The sequence below is a fragment of the Acinetobacter sp. H1(2024) genome, assembly GCF_046557555.1.
GTDB lineage: Bacteria > Pseudomonadota > Gammaproteobacteria > Pseudomonadales > Moraxellaceae > Acinetobacter > Acinetobacter seifertii.
Genome location: NZ_JBKGFO010000003.1, coordinates 299,689 through 319,969, shown reverse-complemented (window position 1 = coordinate 319,969; position 20,281 = coordinate 299,689). Strand labels below are relative to the sequence as shown.

The 20,281-nt window shown below is 39.8% G+C and carries 16 protein-coding genes; 9 read left to right on the top strand and 7 right to left on the bottom strand.

The window, feature by feature from the left end; all coding sequences use genetic code 11:
* Nucleotides 1-68 precede the first annotated feature (68 nt).
* Together ACLCEG_RS11100 and ACLCEG_RS11095 are read left to right on the top strand one after the other, a co-directional pair.
* Nucleotides 69-1,361, top strand: a complete 1,293-nt coding sequence (locus tag ACLCEG_RS11100; protein ID WP_151682857.1) for a 3-deoxy-D-manno-octulosonic acid transferase — start codon at nt 69-71, stop codon at nt 1,359-1,361.
* Nucleotides 1,358-2,065 carry a 16S rRNA (uracil(1498)-N(3))-methyltransferase gene (locus tag ACLCEG_RS11095; RefSeq protein WP_410567525.1) on the top strand — a complete coding sequence of 236 codons (708 nt, stop codon included), beginning with the start codon at nt 1,358-1,360 and terminating at the stop codon, nt 2,063-2,065. Before ACLCEG_RS11100 ends, ACLCEG_RS11095 begins: the two co-directional genes overlap by 4 nt.
* On the opposite strand, the gene ACLCEG_RS11090 is transcribed toward ACLCEG_RS11095, so the two are convergent.
* Nucleotides 2,054-3,025 carry a mechanosensitive ion channel family protein gene (locus tag ACLCEG_RS11090; protein WP_191012300.1) on the bottom strand — a complete coding sequence of 324 codons (972 nt, stop codon included), beginning with the start codon at nt 3,023-3,025 and terminating at the stop codon, nt 2,054-2,056. The genes ACLCEG_RS11095 and ACLCEG_RS11090 overlap by 12 nt on opposite strands.
* Before the next feature lie 114 nt (nt 3,026-3,139).
* The gene (locus ACLCEG_RS11085) at nt 3,140-3,715 is read right to left on the bottom strand and encodes a DUF805 domain-containing protein (RefSeq protein WP_004704967.1); all 576 of its coding nucleotides are present in this window, start codon (nt 3,713-3,715) and stop codon (nt 3,140-3,142) included.
* Nucleotides 3,716-4,278: 563 nt separating this feature from the next.
* Between ACLCEG_RS11085 and acs the strand changes: the two genes are divergently transcribed.
* A complete protein-coding gene (gene acs, locus ACLCEG_RS11080) occupies nt 4,279-6,228 on the top strand; it encodes an acetate--CoA ligase (protein ID WP_410567523.1) in 1,950 nt (649 codons plus the stop codon).
* Nucleotides 6,229-6,270: 42 nt separating this feature from the next.
* Here acs and ACLCEG_RS11075 read toward each other — a convergent pair whose 3' ends face one another.
* Entirely contained in the window at nt 6,271-6,813 is a 543-nt protein-coding gene (locus ACLCEG_RS11075) for a cysteine hydrolase family protein (protein WP_410567521.1), read from the bottom strand.
* 105 nt (nt 6,814-6,918) lie between these two features.
* Here ACLCEG_RS11075 and ACLCEG_RS11070 point away from each other — a divergent pair, with 105 nt between their 5' ends.
* On the top strand, nt 6,919-7,332 hold the full coding sequence (locus tag ACLCEG_RS11070; RefSeq protein ID WP_410567519.1) for an Lrp/AsnC family transcriptional regulator: 414 nt from the start codon (nt 6,919-6,921) through the stop codon (nt 7,330-7,332).
* Nucleotides 7,333-7,425: 93 nt separating this feature from the next.
* On the opposite strand, the gene sfnG is transcribed toward ACLCEG_RS11070, so the two are convergent.
* Nucleotides 7,426-8,538 carry a dimethylsulfone monooxygenase SfnG gene (gene sfnG / locus ACLCEG_RS11065; protein WP_410567517.1) on the bottom strand — a complete coding sequence of 371 codons (1,113 nt, stop codon included), beginning with the start codon at nt 8,536-8,538 and terminating at the stop codon, nt 7,426-7,428.
* Between the two features lie 43 nt (nt 8,539-8,581).
* Nucleotides 8,582-9,319, bottom strand: a complete 738-nt coding sequence (msuE, locus tag ACLCEG_RS11060; RefSeq protein WP_100192307.1) for an FMN reductase — start codon at nt 9,317-9,319, stop codon at nt 8,582-8,584.
* 376 nt (nt 9,320-9,695) lie between these two features.
* On the opposite strand from msuE, the gene ACLCEG_RS11055 reads away from it, so the two are divergent.
* Nucleotides 9,696-10,346: a response regulator gene (locus ACLCEG_RS11055; protein WP_004704978.1), complete on the top strand. Its 651-nt coding sequence runs from the start codon at nt 9,696-9,698 to the stop codon at nt 10,344-10,346.
* Between the two features lie 43 nt (nt 10,347-10,389).
* Here ACLCEG_RS11055 and ACLCEG_RS11050 read toward each other — a convergent pair whose 3' ends face one another.
* Both ACLCEG_RS11050 and ACLCEG_RS11045 read right to left on the bottom strand, forming a co-directional pair.
* On the bottom strand, nt 10,390-11,157 hold the full coding sequence (locus ACLCEG_RS11050; RefSeq protein ID WP_019458510.1) for a hypothetical protein: 768 nt from the start codon (nt 11,155-11,157) through the stop codon (nt 10,390-10,392).
* Between the two features lie 371 nt (nt 11,158-11,528).
* On the bottom strand, nt 11,529-15,026 hold the full coding sequence (locus ACLCEG_RS11045) for a PAS-domain containing protein (protein WP_410567515.1): 3,498 nt from the start codon (nt 15,024-15,026) through the stop codon (nt 11,529-11,531).
* A gap of 182 nt (nt 15,027-15,208) precedes the next feature.
* Between ACLCEG_RS11045 and ACLCEG_RS11040 the strand changes: the two genes are divergently transcribed.
* The 4 genes from ACLCEG_RS11040 (at nt 15,209) to ACLCEG_RS11025 (ending at nt 20,255) form a co-directional block, all read left to right on the top strand.
* Nucleotides 15,209-15,541 (top strand): DUF485 domain-containing protein, encoded by a 333-nt coding sequence (locus ACLCEG_RS11040; RefSeq protein WP_000372818.1) that lies wholly within the window; start codon nt 15,209-15,211, stop codon nt 15,539-15,541.
* A 1-nt stretch (nt 15,542) separates the two neighbouring features.
* Nucleotides 15,543-17,258 carry a cation acetate symporter gene (locus ACLCEG_RS11035; RefSeq protein ID WP_410567513.1) on the top strand — a complete coding sequence of 572 codons (1,716 nt, stop codon included), beginning with the start codon at nt 15,543-15,545 and terminating at the stop codon, nt 17,256-17,258.
* A gap of 170 nt (nt 17,259-17,428) precedes the next feature.
* A complete protein-coding gene (locus tag ACLCEG_RS11030; protein WP_410567511.1) occupies nt 17,429-18,121 on the top strand; it encodes an ion channel in 693 nt (230 codons plus the stop codon).
* 166 nt (nt 18,122-18,287) lie between these two features.
* Entirely contained in the window at nt 18,288-20,255 is a 1,968-nt protein-coding gene (locus ACLCEG_RS11025) for a BCCT family transporter (RefSeq protein ID WP_410567509.1), read from the top strand.
* Nucleotides 20,256-20,281: the final 26 nt, after the last annotated feature.

Sequence of the window (20,281 nt, the reverse complement as noted above, 5' to 3'; positions counted from 1 at the left end):
CTGCCATTTTTTTTATCTATGTTATATTTTCCCCAGTTTTTAAATTTCGACTATTTGAGGCAAACCGCTTGGCGACCCCATTTTGGTACAACACAGCACTCCATTTATTAAAACCGTTTTATCGCTGGCGAATAAAAAGACGTGCAGAAAGTCTGGAATTATATCATCAGGAATGTCTGGAAAGATTTGGGCCGTTTGAAGATCCGAAGAATGTAAAAGCCATCTGGTTTCATGCTGTTTCAGTCGGGGAAACCAATGCTGCACAGCCACTCATTGAGCACTATCTCAAACTTGGACAGCCAGTTTTAGTGACCAATACTACAAAAACAGGTCAGGCACGTGCCAAGTCACTTTTTTTAAAAGAACCGTATCTAGATTTATTTCAAGCAGTCTATTTGCCTGTAGACCAAAAACCGCTTTTAAAACAATTCTTCGAATCATACAAACCGAGACTTTTAGCATTAGTTGAAACTGAGCTTTGGCCCAATTTAATTGATCAAGCCAAATTGCAGCATGTGCCTTGTTTGTTGCTTAATGCTCGCCTATCTGAAAAGTCAGCAAAGGGCTATAGTAAAGTCTCAAGTTTAACTGCCGGTATGTTAAAGCAAATCGACTGGGTATTAGCACAAGATAGTGCAACCCGTCAGCGTTATGTCGAGCTTGGTTTAGATGAGCATAAAAGTCAGGTCGTTGGAAATATTAAGTTTGATATTCATGCGCCCGAGGCTTTTATAAAACAAGCTGCCCAATTGCATCAGCAGTGGTATTTGGAAAACCGTCAGGTTGTGACGATTGCCAGTACACATGCACCCGAAGAACAACAAATTTTGGAGGCACTTGCACCTCATTTAAATTCCAATCGTGAGTTGGTATGCATAGTTGTGCCTCGTCATCCTGAACGCTTCGATGAAGTATTTGAAATTTCTCAAAATTTAAATTTAGTTACGCATCGTAGAAGCATGGGGCAAAGTATTCATGCCAGCACGCAGGTTTATTTGGCCGATAGCATGGGTGAGCTTTGGTTATGGTACGCCTTAAGTCAGGTGTGCTTTGTAGGTGGTTCTTTAAATGAGCCGGGTGGTGGACATAATATTTTAGAACCTATGGTTTTAAATGTACCTACAGTGGTAGGACCTCGTTATTTCAACTTTCAAACAATTGTTGATGAGTTCATTGATGAAAATGGGGTACTTATTGCTCAAGATGCACAGCAGGTCGTTGATATCTGGCTAGCTTGTCTTGCAGAACCTGAAGCTACTGAACAGCTCGTTACACAGGCGCATAAAGTATTGCAGCGTAATCAAGGTTCGCTACAAAAACATATAGGGGTGATTAACAGGTATTTGGCCGAAAAACCATGAATATTGTTTTACTAGAACCTGAAGATACTCAGTCAGAAATCTGGTCGATTCATTCAAAGCGCCAATTACAACATTTACGTGAACATCTTGATATTACGGTTGGCCAAAATCTGAAAGTTGGTATTCGTAATGGCGCGCGTTATGTCACAGAAATTGTTTCGATTGATGAGCAAGAAGTATGTATACGCCCTATTCGTGAAGAAGCAGTACCGGCAAAACTTCCAGTTCATTTAATTGTGGCTTTACCAAGACCTAAAGTTTTACGCCGTTTAATCATGGATAGTGTGACTTTAGGTGTTGAAAAAATAAGCCTAATTCATAGTTATCGAGTTGATAAAAGCTATTGGCAAACCCCATTTTTACAGCAAATAGATAACTATGTGACGCTTGGACTTGAACAAGCAGGTGACACCATCGTTCCTCAAATTCAAATGTATAAACGTTTTAAACCTTTTGTTGAAGACGTTTTGCCAATCCTCATTTCAGAAAAATCTCCTGCCTATGTGGCTCACCCTTATGCCGAGCAGAGTATGCCGAACGGTATTGGCCATACATGTAGTGTCGTTGTGGGTCCTGAAGGTGGCTTTATTCCTTATGAAGTTGATTTACTCACGAAAAACGGCTGCCAAGCTGTGAGCTTAGGCAACCGTATTTTAAGAACAGAAACGTCTATTTCTTATATTCTAGGGCGTTTATTTAGCTGAGTTATCCGCATTCAATGGTAAATGATTTGCAGCCATTTTTAATTCCTGAATTGGGTAAGGAATATTAATGCCATTTGCATTGAAGGCTTGTTTTACTTCGGCTTGAATAGTGCTTGTAGATGATGAAATATCTGTCTCAGTGGTATTAATCCACCAGCGTACCGTAAGGTTAACTGAGAAGTCGGCTAGAGCTGTTACGTTAACCGAGAAAGCAGGCTGACTCAGCACATTTCGGTCATTATTGAGAATATCTAAAATAATTTGTTTCGCTTTTTGCTCATCGTCGTCATAGCCAATACCGACTACGAACTCACAGCGTCGTTGTTGGTAAGCCGTATTTACCGTTAAAGCACTCGTATAAACAGTTGCGTTTGGAATAACGATACGACGGCCGTCTGGTGAGCGTAAGAAGGTTGCACGAATCTGAATATCTTCAACAGTCCCTTCAAGTGAATTCACTACAATCGAATCGCCAATACGGAATGGCTCGCTCAATAAAATCAAAATACCTGAAAGCAGGTTTTGGAAAATATCTTTAAATGCAAAACCAATTGCGACCGAACCAATACCCAATGCACTCATGAGTTGGCCCGGCGTGAACCCTGGAATCATAATGACGAGAGCAATTAAGAAACCAAAGAATAAAATTGTTGTACTGCCGACACGGTTTAAAACAAGTACCAGATTTTGGCGAGTATAAGAGCGATTTTCTAAAGTCTTACGAACAAAGAACTTAAATAATTTGGTCAGTAGCCAAAAAATAATAAAAACGGTAATCGCAATGCAGATATAAGGTACACGTTCCCAGAAACTATCTACAATTTTGTCGATAGTGGTATATGCATCATGATATTTCTCGGTATGTGCTAAAACCGTTTGAGTGGTTTTAGTACCCGCTTCTTGCAACAGTTCGCCTGTATTTTTTGCAACATCCGTTAAGGATTTTTGTTCATCAGCCACGGCAAGTCTCGATTGAATAAATTCATGAAAGCTATTTTTCAGCTTCCATCATAGTAGGAGATAAAATGTGCGCCTACTATAATGAGTTCAACTAAATAATAAAGTGTTTTTTAATTAAAAGTATTGCGTTCCTTTTTGTAAGATTTGTGTTGGTGTTTCTAGGGTATCGGTCCCAGAGAAATAATAAAAAAAGCCTGCTGTGGAAATGAGACTAATTAAAATAGCGAATAAAATAAGCCAAGCCATCAGTTTTTCTATAAATGTTGAAGGTCGAGCTGGACCATATTGATTTGGACCTGCTGTACCAGAAGCAAGTAGTAAATAGATCATGAAAAAGAACTGTATGACGGGAATGAACAATAGTAATCCCATCCAGCCACTCTTATTTAGATCGTGCAAACGTCGAACAACCAGAACAATATTTAAATAAATCAAAAATAGCCAAAAAGCCCAGACCACTAAAGCACTTACGCCAGAAAGAGAACTGTAAAACTCAAAATTAAATAGATTACTTGAAAGCTGAAAACTTCCAAGAAATGAAGCCAAAATGAAATAACCTATAAGAGTGACTAAATAAATTAGGCCATAACCGCCCAAATAACTCATGCGGTTAAAGCGACCATGAATTGAAAAAGGGCTATCTTTAAATGGAAGTTGTGGTGGACGTGAAGAGGGCGTTTCGGCAAACATATTATTTTATTCCTGTGCTGCGTCTAAAAGGTAAAATAATCTTTGTTGATGGTCAAAACCATCAAATCTTCAAAAAATTATAAAAGTAATACGAGGGTCTGTTTATATTTTATCTATGATTGCGACAGAGAATACTTTTTAGATGATGTTAGACAGATATTATGAATATTTAGTCATTCTAAATGAATAATGTCTAACGACACAGCATCAAAAAGTATTTCTGTCCCAAAGGGTTGTAGCTAAAATTACCCAAAACTGCGTTATGAAATTTGACAATAGGGGTGCTATTTTCTGCATTTCATGCCTTGTTTCGTGAAATTTTAGCTTACAACGCAATTTATATATAAAGTATGAACAGACCCTATAGACAAATGTTTTAAATCAACTTAATTTTATAAAAATATTCACAATTTCGTATGTTTGAGTAAGTGGTTAATATATGACCAAAGTCGGATTGTTTTGACTTTGAGAGAGTCATCATACTGAAAAGGCATACAAATAAGATCCAGTAAAATAATAGCCACAGTCTCGAGATGGGATGCACAAGATCAAGGAAGTTGCGTATGAATGAGATCTATCCGGTACCAGAGGAATTTAAAAAAACAGCTCGTACTGTTGAAGCAGACTACTTTAAACGTTATCAACACTCTATCGAGAACCCAGATGAATTCTGGGCAGAGCAAGCTAAAATTGTCGATTGGATAAAGCCATTTACCCAAGTTAAAAATACCAGTTTTGACAAAGACAATTTCAAGATTGAATGGTTTGCCGATGGCGAGTTGAACGTGTCAGCAAACTGCTTGGACAGGCATCTTAAAGAACATCCACATAAACCTGCCATTATTTGGGAAGGTGACCATCCTTCTCGTCATAAAATCGTTTCTTATAAAGAATTACACGATGAAGTTTGTCGCTTTGCCAACGTTTTGAAGAAATATGGCATTGGTAAAGGTGACCGGGTTGTGCTGTATATGCCAATGGTGACTGAGGCTGCAATTGCCATGTTAGCCTGTGCCCGTATTGGCGCGGTTCACTGCGTGGTATTTGGTGGCTTCTCGCCAGACTCGTTGGCAAGCCGTATTGAAGACAGCCAAGCTAAACTAGTAATTACTGCAGACTCAAGCCTACGTGCTGGAAAACTATTACCCCTTAAAGAAAACGTTGATTTAGCTTTAGCATTACCGGGTACCGAGTGCGTTGAAAACGTAATTGTGGTTTACCGCAATGCAAATCCGATTGAAATGAAGCCGGGCCGCGATTTGTGGTATCACCTCATTATTATGGAGGTAGATGCAAACTGTCCTCCAGAACCAATGAAGGCAGAAGACCCTTTATTTATTCTCTATACCTCGGGCTCAACAGGTAAACCGAAAGGGGTGTTGCATACTACAGGCGGTTATCTGGTTTATGTAACCAGTACTTTTAAAGAAGTCTTCGATTTAAAACAAGACGATGTGTATTGGTGTACAGCCGATATTGGTTGGATTACAGGGCATAGTTATCTGATTTATGGGCCGTTGGCAAATGGTACGACGACCTTAATGTTCGAAGGTGTACCTCAATATCCAACATGGGCACGTCTTGGTCATGTGGTCGATAAACATAAAGTTTCTATTTTATATACAGCACCAACTGCGATTCGCGCCATGATGCGAGAGGGTGATTCGTTTGTACGTGAGAGTAATCGTAGCAGTTTGCGTTTACTTGGTTCGGTTGGTGAGCCAATTAACCCAGAAGCTTGGAACTGGTACTACAACGTTGTTGGCGAAGGCCGCTGTCCGATTGTTGATACATGGTGGCAAACCGAAACAGGCGGTATTTTGATTGCCCCATTACCGGGTGCAACAGCATTAAAACCGGGTTCGGCAACGCGTCCGTTATTTGGTATTCAACCAGCCATTGTAGATGGTGAAGGTAATGAGCTAGAGGGCGCGGCTGAAGGTAACCTTGTAATTAAAGATTCATGGCCGGGTCAGATGCGTACCATTTGGGGTGACCCTGATCGCTTTATCGAGGCGTATTTCTCAACCTTTAAAAATACTTATTTTACAGGTGATGGTGCTCGCCGTGATGAAGATGGTTATTACTGGATTACAGGTCGTGTTGACGATGTCTTAAACGTTTCAGGTCACCGTTTAGGTACGGCTGAAATTGAAAGTGCTCTTGTTTCGCATGAGTCAGTAGCAGAAGCAGCCGTAGTGGGTATGCCACATGATATTAAAGGTCAGGGTATTTGTACTTTCGTGACCTTACAAGCGGGTGTTCCAGAGTCGGAAGAACTGCGTAAAGAGTTAATTAACTGGGTACGTAAAGTACTCGGGCCAGTAGCTTCGCCAGATGCCCTGCACTGGGCGCCAGCATTACCGAAAACGCGTTCTGGTAAAATCATGCGCCGTATTTTAAGAAAGATTGCGGCAAATGAGCTGGATAGTTTAGGTGATACTTCAACCTTAGCTGAACCTGCTGTAGTAGAGCAGTTAATTGCAACGGTTTATCCCGATAGACAAAAATAATCTCTAAAAAAGCCCCTAAGGGGGCTTTTTTATTAAGCACCATTAAGAGCTTGCTAGAAAGTCAGTCGTATTTTGTACATTTGCAAATGTACTAAGCGCAGTTAAAAAAGCTATTTGCACGTCTTCAGCTTTTACGGTCTTTCCAGCATAGCTTAAATCACGTGTTGCGGTGGCATCTGCAATTAAGATAGGTTGATAGCCAAGCTCTTTGGCTGCACGTGTCCCTGAATCAATACACATATGTGTCATCATGCCTGTAATCACGAGTTGATCAATTTGGTGCGCTTTTAAAAGTTCTTCTAAATTAGTTTCTAAAAAACTATTTGGATAATGCTTTGTCACGATTAATGAATCACTGCCAGCACTAAGTTCAGGATGAAGTAAAACCCCATCTGTATTTTCTTGAAAGAAGCTGGCTTGTGGCGGGTTAATATGTTGCACATAAATAATCGGTAAATTTTTCTCGTTAAAATATTGTTCAAGCTGCTTTATTTTATCGAGCGCTTGATCTGGTCCAACCAATTCCATTTTGCCATTTTTAAAATAATCATTTTGAACATCGATAACTAATAGTGCTTGTTTCATGAGAACACTCTTGTTTGTATAAGATAAAACAAGGTTATTCTCTACTGGCAAAATCGGCTATAGTCCTATGAAAGCATTAACGCCAGTTTTCTTTCGCCATGAAAAATGAATATTGAATTAGACCCGATTGATCTAAAAATTCTTGCATTACTCAAGCAAGATTCCCGCTTAACCAATAAAGAAATCGGGCAGCGAGTTCACCGGACGGGGCAGGCTGTGGGTACTCGAATTGCTCAATTAATGGATGCAGGGGTTATCAAAAATTACACCATTGCTGTTCAATATTCGCATAAACAATTTATTCATTTGCATTTAAATGAACAACGCGCTTTTGAAGAAATTGAAAATTTAGTGAAGCAATATGAGCAAATCGATGAATGCTTTAAAGTCATGGGCAATGCTTGCTACATGATTGTCAGTCATTTTGAATCTGCAGCATTAAATGAATTTATTGAGGTACTTTCGAAATGGTGTCGCTATTCAGTTGAAACGGTGATTCGAGAAGTTGAGAAACCTTAAAAAATAAAAGCTCCAAGCCGAGTCTTGGAGCCAATAAATCTTTATTTTAGTTTGTTGTTTTTATTATCTTGCGCTGTTTTTAACTGGAGTTTTTTAGGCTGATTTCGCTTGGATTTCTACCTCCTTTTCCTGTTGAAGTTCTAACTCACGAACGAGCGGTAGAACTTTTTCTCCGAAATATTCCACCTCTTCAATAAAGTGTAGGAATCCGGAAAGAATTAGATCAACACCTACATTTTTAAGCGCCACAATACGCTCTGCAATTTGCTGAGGTGTACCAATCAAATTGGTTTTGAAACCGTCGTTATATTGCACTAAATCTTCAAAAGTTGATTTTGCCCAGTTACCTTGTTGCTCTGGAGAAGCTGCACCTGCTTCACGAGTTGCATCGCCAAAAGCATTTACGGCTTCAGTATTGGCTTTATCAATAATTTCTTGAAGTACCGCTTTTGCTTCTTCTTCGGTATCTCTAGCAATAATGAAAGCGTTCACACCAATTTTGACCTGATGGTTATTGGCTTTTGCTTTGATACGAATATCTTCTACTTGTTTTTGAATTTCTTCGACAGTATTGCCGTTAGTGAAATACCAGTCAGATACGCGTGAAGCCATGTCACGTGCAGCCCGTGAACTACCTCCTTGAAACACTTCAATATGAGGCTTTTGCAGAGGTTTTGGTTTAAGTGTGTAGTTTTGGAACTGGTAGTATTTACCATCGAAACTATAGTTATCGGTGGTCCAGATTCCTTTTAGCGTACGAATAAACTCTTCAGAGCGGACATAGCGCTCGTCATGCTCTGGCCATTCCTCACCAATCGCATCAAACTCGCCTCTGAACCAGCCACTTACAACATTAATCGCAATACGGCCTTCAGTTAAATAATCAATTGTAGCGAGCTGTTTAGCTGCCAGTGCCGGTTTCCAAGGGCCGGGCAGAATAGCCGCAATCACCTTAAGCTTTTCAGTTTTTGCCAGTAATGCATGACTGAAACTCACGGATTCATGCTGGTTTTCTGCCCCATAGCCCGCCGTAAAACGAATTTGAGTGAGCGCATATTCAAAACCATTGTTTTCGGCTGCCTGAGCAAGTCGAACATTGTAGTCATAACTCCAGTCTGTACGCTGTTCGATGTTGCTCACAACAAGGCCACCGCTTACATTCGGTACCCAATAAGCAAATTTAATCGGTTGTTGTAATTGCGTCATGGTGCGCTCTCCCATTCGTTATTTTTATTTAGCGATATTGCGCTTAGGCAACATGCGTTAATGATTTACCAGACTTGTGATGCAAACGAGACTCTGCTGCATCAAGATTTGGTACAGCTGCTGAAGGTAATACTTCTTCTTGCTCAATTTGCTTATTAATACCAAGCTCTTGATTTGCTTGCTGAGATTTAGATTTGATAACTTCAGCACGTTTACCTTTTGCTGGCGCCCATTCTAAAATTGGCAATGCACGTGCTACTGCTAGCGTGATACGGTCAGATAATTGCTCGCTTTTCACTGTATATTCAGGAGTAAAGTCACGATCTGTCGCATAAACACCAATCGGTAAAGTTTGTGCTTGGAAGAAACTAAACAATGGACGAAGTTGATGTTCGAGTACCAAGGCATGGCGATCACTACCACCTGATGCTGCTAAAAGTACAGGCACGTCAACCAACGCAGTTTGTTCAACAAAATCGAAAAAGTGCTTGAAAAGACCTGTAAAAGAAGCACGGTAAACAGGAGTACCTACAATTAACGCATCTGCCGCTTCAACTGCTGCAAGATCATCTTGTACACGCTGCGGAAGTTGATTGCGATAAAATGCACCACCAAGTAATGGCCCAATTTCGCTTAATTTAATAAAATGAACTTTAACATCGATTGCTTCTGATAATTCATCAAGAATGGCTTGAACCAGACTTTCGGTTTTAGATGGGGTATTTAAGCCACCAGAAACGGCAACAATATTTAAAGGTTTTGGTGATGTGATACCAGTCATAATTTGGTCCTAAGCCTAAAAAAGAACATTGGACTTATTAATCAACATCAACGATAAACTGTAAAATAACGAAATTGGTCAACCTTATCAGTTTTAAATATAAAAGATTAATCATGGATTTTTATAGTTTGGTTTTCTATTAAGCTACTGTTTTTATTTTATATAATTATAGATGATATATTTTTTATAATAAAAAAGAAGCTTATATAAAAAACAGATTAATTTTTATTAAAAGTTAAAAAAACATCTCAAAATTTTGTCTAAGTTATGCATTTATCAATATTTTGCATAAAAATGGATACGATGAACGTATCTTTCATCTAAATAGTAGGGTTACAATAGGCCATACTTATGCTCAAGATTACTTTAATCGCTTATGAATATTTTAATCGTTGATGATCATCCTTTGTTTCGTCATGCTTTAATTCAAGCAGTACGTTATAGCCTGCCACAGGCACAAATTCATGAAACAGCTTCGGTTGATGAGTTTTATGAGCGTTTGGAAAATGGGGCAGAACCTGACCTAGTGTTACTCGATTTAAATTTACCGGGTGCTTCAGGTTTCTCCGCTCTCGTTTATGTAAGAGCTCAGTATCCTGCTATTCCAATTATTGTCGTTTCTGCGCATGAAGAAACTTCAATAATTCAGCGTGCAATTGCGCATGGCGCGATGGGTTATATTCCTAAATCGGCTCATCCAAGTCATATTGGTGAAGCGATTCGTCAAGTTTTAGATGGCGAAATTTGGTTACCACCAAACCTACCGTCAAATCTTAATCTTGATCCGAGAGCGGCAGATGAAACTGCTTTAGCGGAACGTATTCAGTCTTTAACGCCTCAGCAGTTCCGTGTTTTAATGATGGTTGCTGAAGGTTTGCTAAATAAACAGATTGCCTATGAACTCGATGTTTCAGAAGCAACCATTAAAGCGCATGTAACCGCTATTTTTAGAAAATTAGGTGTACAAAATCGTACCCAAGCTGTATTAGCAATTAGCGCATTAAATATTGAAGATAAGAAAATTTAAAAAATAAAAAAAGACCTCAATTGAGGTCTTTTTTATGTTCCACTTAGGCAAGGCAATCTTGCTTAGGTGTGAGGCTGTCGCAGTACAGTGGGTTAAGAGCACATTGCAAATCATCGATCTGTTCTTGGGTCACATAGCCTTTACTTTTTAAATATTCAGCTACACGGTCATCACGCAAGCTTAAGAAAGCTGCATCATAAACACCTAAATCAACAAACAGAGCAGCTGTTTCCAGACTGTTGAATCGATCAAGGAAAATGTCATTGCCATACATTAAGAAGATATGGTCGAGTTTTGCTTTTTCATCAACATGCAGACGTTCAGCAAGTTGATGAGGAGGTGTTTTAATAAACAGTAAGTCAGAAAGCTCATCAAACTGAGTCATATCTAACTGGTTTTCGCCAAGTTTGACATGACCTAGCCAAGCTTTGAAAACTAAAACAGCGCCACCACGTAGAAGCATACTCCAGATTTGATGACGTGTGTCATGGTCAAGATTTTCACTTTCAGCACTAAGAACTTTTAGAAAATTTTCTTCCTGTTGAGCTAACTTATCAAATAAACCTAAACCTTGAGGATGATAAGCAGCAGGTGCAAATACATCAAAATTTAGATCATGAAATACATTAAGCGCGAGTGGTACAGCACACTGATAAATTGTATTAAGTGCTTTGATATGCGATTCGCTAAGCTTGCTATGAGGAAAAATACTTTGCCAATCTAATTCTGGAAGTAAGGCATTAGCACTATATTGACGATAAAACTGTTGAGATGAAAGTTGCCCTTGCGGGTTGTTATCAGAAATATTCATGGCAGTTGTCCTTTGCTTTAATTCAAGAGCTGGCTATAGGCAGAAGTAAGTTCAAATATAAAATACGTTTGGAATATTTATGTGCCATGAAGAATGCAAGTAGAATACGACTAAAGTCTTATATGGTGTTTTTAAGTAAATAATATTTTTAAAAAACATTGGTTTATTAAATTGTAACTAGGTGTACACGTGTTCACTTACAAAAAAGGTGAGCTTTGCCATAGGAAAGTAAGCATTGGAAACTTTGGTCAATCATTCATGGCCTAAAAGAAGACTTTTTGAGCAGTTCTGCCTATTTGCTTAAATTAACCACATAATTTTTGCCAAAAAATATCTCCCAAACCTATAAAAAGCTTGAGAGATGAAAATAATTAGTCAGCTGTGTTGGCAATTTTAAGCCCAGATAACCAAGCTCTTAATGAGGCAGGTTTAAGGGGTTTTTTAAGTAAAACAATATTCAGCTCTTTGAGTTGCTGTGGTAACTCAGGATGGGAGTCAGCAGTAATTAAAGCAACTGGAACATCGTGTTGACGATTTTGATTAATAAAATCAACACCAAGTTGATTGTTATTTAAGTGTTGGTCGATGAGCCAAACCTGAATATTCTCTTTTTGAATAATGTCTAAAGCCTGTTCAGGTTCAGTAGCTTTGAATACCTGATAACCCCATCGCCCTAATAAACTACTCATACCCTCTAAAATCGTTTCGTCATTGTCTAAGCACAAAATACGGTACGCTTTGGTTTTTAAAGGCACAGCTTGTACAGTTGGTGTTGTAACTTTTGGTGGCTCGACAATAGGTACCTCAATCATAAAGCATGAGCCTTTGCCCAACTCTGAGTAAACGTGAACTGGGTAATTGAGCAAGCCAGTCATACGTTGTACGATCGCAAGCCCTAGTCCTAAGCCTTGTTCACCCCAAGGTGATAAATGCCCACAACGTTCAAATTCTTGGAACAGCTTAACTCGTTGTTCTTCGGCAATACCAGGTCCAGTATCCCAAACGCCAATTCGAATATGATTCGGCTGCTGTGCAGAACGGAGCACACCTACGACTACTCGGCCTTTGGCGGTGTAGCGTAAGGCATTGCTGACAAAGTTTTGAATAATACGACGAATCCACTGTGGGTCGGTATCAATCCAGAACGATACATCATGAACTTTCAGTGAAATGTTTCGCTGTGCAGCGATCGATTTAAACTGTAACTCAAGGTCACTGAGTAAATCATGCAAAGGATAAGGCTGTCTTTTTGGCTGGATACTGCCACCTTCTAAACGAGCAATATCGAGCAGGGCAGACAGCATACTTTCGGCACCATAGAGTGCTCGGTCAAGTTGTTGTAAGGTTTGGCGGTCTTCTTCTGTCGAAATACTTTGCTCAAGAACAGTACTAAACAGACGAGCAGCGTGCATGGGTTGTAAAAGATCGTGGCTTGCCGCAGCAATAAATCGACTCTTGGACATATTGGCCATATCGGCTTGCTCACGTGCAAGTTGTTGCTCAGATAAAGCATCAGCAAGCTGTTGAGTTCGATCTTTTACGCGAGCTTCAAGGACTGCTTCGTTCGCACGGAAAGCGGTAATATCGGCAAATGTGGTGACAAAGCCACCGCCTGAAATTGGGTTACCTCGCATTTGAATTACGCGGCCATCTTTACGGATACGTTCAAACTCATGCGCGCTGCCGACTTTCATCCAGTGAAGACGTTTGCGCACATGTTCTTCGACTGAACCGGGACCACATTCGCCACGTTCAGCGTTATAGCGAATCAGGTCGGCAATAGGACAGCCCACATAGACTAAATCTTTTGGATAGCCAAATAGTTTTAAATATTGATTGTTCCATGCGACCAGACACATATTTTTATCGACCACACTTACCCCTTGGGTCATGTGATCAATCATGGTCATAAGCAGATTTTGATTAAAACGTTGCCATTGTGAGGCTTGGTCTAAAATATTAGCGACTTGGCCTAAAGCGAGGCCGTTATTGATCATTGCTGTGGTCAGTAAGGTACGCGCAGAAGCTGCACCGATAATACCTGCTAGATATTGCTCGGTAAAACGCCACCACATGCCATTCGCAATCGTATTTGGATTGAGTGTGAGATGGTTTTGCTCACAAAAGTTCTCGAATGCTTGTGTGGTTGGCTGCTCACCTGTAATTCTTTTGGCTAAGGCAAATAGATCACCCACTTTTAAGCGAGCTGCGTCATGTGGAAGGTAAGTTAAATCGGTAGAGGTATGCGGTGAAGGTAAAGGCTTGGTTTCATAATAAAAAAAGCTTTCTGCCTGAATTTGTTCTGCCACACTTGGTCGATAAATTTTTGAAATCCAGATGTATAACAGAATATTTAAACCGAGCGACCAAATCACGCCATGAGTTAAAGGAGCAAATGACTCAAAACCAAAAAGTGACTCTGGACGTAAAGCATTTATGCCAAATGGGCCGAAGAGCAAAATACTTTGTGCAGTTTCCTGATAGGCTTCTGGTAAGCTACGTAAAATGGTTGGAAAGAGTAAGGTGTAACTCCACATTAAAAATCCAACGATGAGCCCTGCATAAACTCCTTGACGACTTCCACCTCGCCAATACAGCCCACCAATCAGTGCAGGTGCAAACTGAGCTACAGCACTAAACGCCAATAATCCAAATACTGAAAGCTGGTTAATATCATTAAAGAAATGGAAAAATAAGAAGCCGAGTAGCATTACTGCGACAATACTAATACGACGGCTGAACTTTAGAACTTTAGGTAAATGTTTGTCGTGACGCGACAGCAATTTAAAACGCCATAAGGCAGGCATAATCAAATCGTTACTGAGCATGATAGACAATGCAACTGATGACACCAATAACATACCTGTCGAGGCTGAAAAGCCGCCCAAAAAGGCCAATAAAGCGAGCCACTCTTGGTTATAACTTAAAGGTAAGGACAGCACAGCCACATCGGGTACGGTCAGGAATTTGGGTGCAGCATGCAAAGCCCAACTTGCGATTGGGATAATCGCAAGAATAGTCAAAATGAGATAAACCGCGAACCACTTACGAGCACCACGAATATGCTTTTCATCGCGTAGTTCAACCACTGCCACGTGGAACTGACGTGGTAAACAAATAATCGCTAAGCCTGCCAGCAAAGTTTGAATCCAGAAAGTTTCAGGGACACCAAAGAGCTGTACTTCCTGAAAAGTCTGATTCACATCAGAGGTCATTTGGCTCAGGTTAGCTGGTGATTCAAAAATAAAAAATAAAGCCACACACAATAAGGCAAATAACTTCACGAACGACTCAAATGCAACAGCAAGCATAAGGCCGCCATGTTGTTCCGTGTTTGCAATTTGCCGTGTACCAAAAATCATGGCCAAAATTGCGAGTACACTGGTTAGTAATAACACGCTATTGGTAGTGGTATGAATGTGCGAGTTTTGCTCCATAATGACAGAAGTACTTAAAGCAATAGCACGTAGCTGTAATGCGAGGTAAGGAATAATCGCGATAACGGCAAGAATAGTCACTAATGAGGCCAGCACACCACTTTTACCATAGCGTGCTGCGACAAAGTCAGCGATCGAAGAAATCGCATGGTGCTGACGAACTCGCCCTAAACGCCGCCAGATGTCATAACCAAACCAGACAAATAAAAGTGGCCCTAAATAAATAGGTAGGAAGATAACGCCTTCTCGAACGGCAGCGCCAGTTGCGCCATAAAATGTCCATGAAGAGCAGTAGACACCTAAAGTTAAACTAAATAAAAACATGCGGCCACGTGTGCCGAGACGACTGGCATGCTTCTCACCAAAAAAAGCACAGACAAATAAAAGCGCAATATAAAGAGTGAGAACCCCAATAATCAGCCAGCTGTTCATATGACCTACATAAGTGAAACCTTATGCCTATCATAACCCAAGCCGAAACAAAGCTATAAATTGATTAAATTTTAACGACCAAAGTCTAAGTTACGACGGAGCCTGAATCTTGCTAACTTTAATAATGAAAAAATACATTAAAAAAAGTGACCAAGGTTGGGCACTATGTAAGGAGTTTGGTCATGGATCAAAGCCAAGTAGAACAGATTCTACGCAATCCAAAGTTTCAAAAAATGGTCAAGAAAAAAAGTGCATTAAGCTGGACGCTCACAATCATCATGTTAGTGCTATATGTGGGCTTTATGCTACTTGTGGGCTACAACAAAGAATTTTTGATGAGTTCCTTTAGTGGTGGTGTAACGACATGGGGTATCCCGCTTGGTTTAGGAATTATTGTTTTATCTTTCCTACTCTGTGGTGTCTATTCCTATATCGCAAATAATACCCTTGACCAATTGAGTGAAGAAGCGTTGAAGGAAGTTGAAGCCATCACGCACGAGAAAGGACTACACTAATATGAAATGGAATTCATTAAAAGCGAAAGCCCTAATGGGTGCAGCATCGCTATATTCAAGTGTTGCTATGGCTGGCCCAGATTTAGGTGAAGCTGAGCAGCAAGCAACCAACTGGCATGCCATTATCATGTTTGTCATCTTTGTTGGTTTTACATTGTTCATTACTAAATGGGCGGCAAAACAAACTCAATCAGCACAAGACTTCTATACTGCGGGTGGGGGAATTAGTGGTTTCCAAAATGGTTTGGCGATCGCAGGTGACTATATGTCAGCGGCGTCATTCCTTGGTATTTCCGCAATGGTGTTTAGCTCTGGTTTTGATGGCTTGCTTTATTCACTCGGATTTATGGTCGGTTGGCCAATCGTTTTATTCTTGGTAGCAGAGCGCTTACGTAACCTCGGTAAATATAACCTTTCCGATGTCGTGTCATTCCGCCTTGAAGAAAAACCAGTTCGTACTTTAGCTGCTTTGAGTTCACTTGTTGTGGTCGCGTTTTACTTAATTGCGCAAATGGTAGGTGCAGGTCAGCTCATCAAATTGCTATTTGGTTTGAACTACAACATTGCGGTTGTCATCGTTGGTCTATTAATGATGGCATACGTAATTTTTGGTGGCATGTTGGCAACCACATGGGTACAAATCATTAAAGCAGTGATGTTACTGAGCGGTGCGACCTTCATGGCCTTTATGGTTATGAAAGCAGTTGGATTTAGTTTCAGCAATATGTTTACCCAATCAATTGAAGTCTTTAGTAAAGTTCATAGCATCAGCTTTGAAGACGCTTCTAAAATTATGGGTCCGGGTAAACTTGCAGCAAACCCAATTGATGCCTTATCTCTTGGTTTAGCACTCATGTTTGGTACAGCAGGTCTTCCACACATTCTTATGCGTTTCTTCACCGTGAAAGATGCAAAAGAAGCGCGTAAGTCGGTTGTAGTTGCAACAGGTTTCATTGGTTACTTCTATCTTTTAACTTTCATTATTGGTTTTGGTGCGATCCTGTTCGTATCAAACAACCCACAGTTCCTTGATGTTGCAAAAATGGCTATGACAGGCAAGCTTGAGCTTGTTGGTGGTAACAACATGGCAGCCGTGCATTTAAGTGACGCTTTAGGCGGTGACTTATTTATGGGCTTCATTTCAGCGGTAGCGTTTGCAACGATTCTTGCTGTTGTTGCTGGTTTAACACTTTCAGGTGCATCTGCAATTTCTCACGACTTATACGCTAACGTATTTAAGAAAGGTCAAACGACTCCAGCTTCAGAACTCCGTATGTCAAAAATTGCAACACTTGGTTTAGCAATCTTTGCCATGATTTTGGGTATCTTGTTTGAAAAGCAAAACGTAGCGTTCATGGTGGGCTTAGCATTCTCTGTAGCGTGTTGTGCAAACTTCCCGGTACTTGTTCTTTCAATGTTCTGGAAAGGTTTAACCACTCGTGGAGCAGTTATCGGTGGAGTGGTTGGTTTGGTAACCGCAGTTGTACTAATCATTCTTTCTAAAGCAGTTTGGGTAGATACGTTAAAAATCTCTGATACACCAATTAACCCATTCAACGGTCCTGCGTTATTTGCTATGCCATTGTCATTCCTTTGCTGCTGGTTCTTCTCCGTGACTGATAACTCAGCACGTGCGAAAAAAGAACGCGCTGCTTTCGATGCACAATATGTACGTTCAATGACAGGTATTGGTGCTTCTGGTGCATCAGATCACTAAAATCAAAACGTATTAAATATTTCATAAAAAGCCCTGCGGGGCTTTTTTTGTTTCTCCCATATAATTATTAATAAGAAGCTCCTTAATAAAGAACAACTTGTTTATCCTATTTTTTGTACAGTATGATTTTCTATAATTCAAAACATAACGAAAAAACGGAAAATAATTAAATGCGATCTATTATCGAGTTCTGGGCAAGCTTTCGATTGCTGCCTTCGGCATGGTTGCTGTTTGTGCAATTCATTTTACTTATTTTGGCCATGCTGACTTTTGATAATGAGGCATATAGAACCTTCACTTGGGCGTTGGGAGTTCTCGCTTTACTTATTATTGCTAAGGTTATTCGTCAAACTCCGATGTTTACTTTTTTAGGTCTCACATTTGTAAGTGGAGCAATTCTATCTTCAGCATTTATTTTATTAGGCTATGGCAATTTAACGATCCAAATTTTTGCCCATACTTGTGAAGCGTTAGCTTATTTTTCGGCAGCTTATGGTTTATTTCGTTATATGTTTGCCGACCGATATTTAACACGAGATGAACTGTTTGCAGCCGCGGCTGTTTTTACCTTAATTGCTTGGGGTTTTGCGTTTTTATACAACATTTGTCAGCTACTCATTCCTAATAGCTTCCAAAATCCAAACCATGTCCATCACATACAAACTTGGCTAGATTTACTGTTTTTAAGCTTTAGTTTGCAGTCAGCAACAGGGCTGTCCGACCTCATGCCTCTTAGTCCACCAGCACGTGTTTTAGCAATGCTACAAATGTTTTGTGGGGTGATGTATCTAGCACTTATTGTTACGCGTTTAATTGCATTACAGTACATCTCACAAGCACCCAAAAAGAATTCTGATAAATAAAGAAGGAGGTGTTTCAATTTATTTACACCTTTGTAACTGCAATATTCTTTAAGTTTATTTAAAGTATCATCAGCTTTCTCTATTGAAAGATATAGCTTTATTCATTTCTGAATGTCTTTATTGGCTTTATGCCTGTCATTTTCATTAAAAATAACATGGAGGATTTATGCCTTCCAAACAAACGAGTTGGTTCGCAAATGTTAATCCCAATGTCTTTTTGGGTACGGTCATCATTATTGCTTTGTTCTTAGCAGTAGTTGTGATTGCTCCGAGTTCTTTTGAACTTCTAACGCAGCATTTAAAACAGTGGATCACTGATTCATTTAGCTGGTTTTATGTTTTATCGGTTGCTTTCTTTCTTATTCTGCTCATTTATATTGCCTGTTCTTCGATTGGACGAATTAAATTAGGGCCTGACCATAGCCAGCCTGAATATGGTAACGGTTCATGGTTTGCCATGCTGTTTACTGCGGGTATGGGTATTGGCTTAATGTTTTTCGGTGTTGCTGAACCTGTCATGCATTATGTCAATCCACCAAGTGGAGATGCACAGACCATTGATGCAGCCCAGCAAGCCTTACGTGTGACTTTTTTCCACTGGGGCTTACATGCATGGGCAATTTATGCAGTGGTTGGTTTAGCATTAGCATATTTTGCTTATCGTCATAATTTACCCCTAAAGACACGTTCTGCTCTTTATCCACTCATTGGTAAAAAGATTTATGGGCCTTGGGGTGACAGCATTGATATCTTTGCCACCATTGGTACCGTATTTGGTGTAGCGACTTCTCTGGGTTTTGGTGTTACTCAAATTAACTCTGGTTTACATTATTTACTCGGTATAGAGCAAAGTACTCATATTCAAGTTTTACTCATTATTTTTGTGAGTATTTTAGCTTCATTATCTGTGTTCTTAGGACTTGATAAAGGAGTCAAACGTTTATCAGAGCTAAACTTAGTTTTAGCCTTAATCTTATTAGTATTTGTTTTTATCGCCGGGCCTAGTATTTATTTACTGCAAACGACTATTCAAAACACGGGTCAGTATATTTCTAACCTATTTACCATGACATTCAATTTATATGCTTATCAGCCAAATGGATGGATTGGAGGATGGACTATTTTATATTGGGCTTGGTGGATTTCATGGTCACCATTTGTGGGCATGTTTATCGCGAGGGTTTCACGTGGTCGTACCATTCGAGAGTTTATTGTAGGCGTTCTACTTATTCCAACAGGCTTTACCATTATCTGGATGGGCTTTTTAGGAAATGCTGCGTTATTTAGCATTATTCATGAACATCAAACCACTCTCATTCAGGCTGTTCAGCAAGACTCTTCAGTTGCATTATTTGAGTTTTTAGGACACTTACCTTGGTCTGGTGTCATGAATGTTATTGCAACAATATTAGTCATTCTTTTCTTTGTGACTTCGGCTGACTCTGGTGCGCTGGTTACTGATTACTTAACAGCAAAAACTGATAACTCACCGACATGGCAACGTTTGTTTTGGACAGTACTCATGGCAGTGCTGGCTATTATTTTACTTTTAGCAGGTGGACTTGCTGCATTGCAGTCTTCAATCATTATGAGTGCATTACCATTTACTGTGGTCATGCTTTTAATGAGCTGGGGATTAATAAAAGCTTTGCATCTTGATGTCACGAAAATGCAAGCAATTCAGGAAGCTCGAATTACCCCACGTGCAATTCATAATCCGAGAAGCTGGCAGCAACGTTTAGGCCTAATCATGCACTATCCACATAGTGAAGAAGAGGTTAAGCAATATATTGAAAAGCAAGTTTATAGTGCTTTTGAAAATATTAAGCATGAGTTTAAGCGTCGTCACCTTGAGGTATCGATTAGTGAAGTTGAAGATGGTATGCAACTTCGAGTGGATCATCATCATGAAATTAATTTTATTTATAAAGTTGTTTCACGTGAAACAGTACCCCCAAGTTTTTTAATTGGACGTACAGAAGCTGAAGACGGGCAATATTTCCAAGCCGAGGTGTTTTTGAGAGAGGGCGGACAAAACTATGATGTAATGGACTGGACTCAAGAAGATTTGATTCAGGATATTATTGACCAGTATGAGCGTCATTTACATTTCTTAAATATCGTACGAAGTTAGCGACCATAAAAAAGGACTCGATAGAG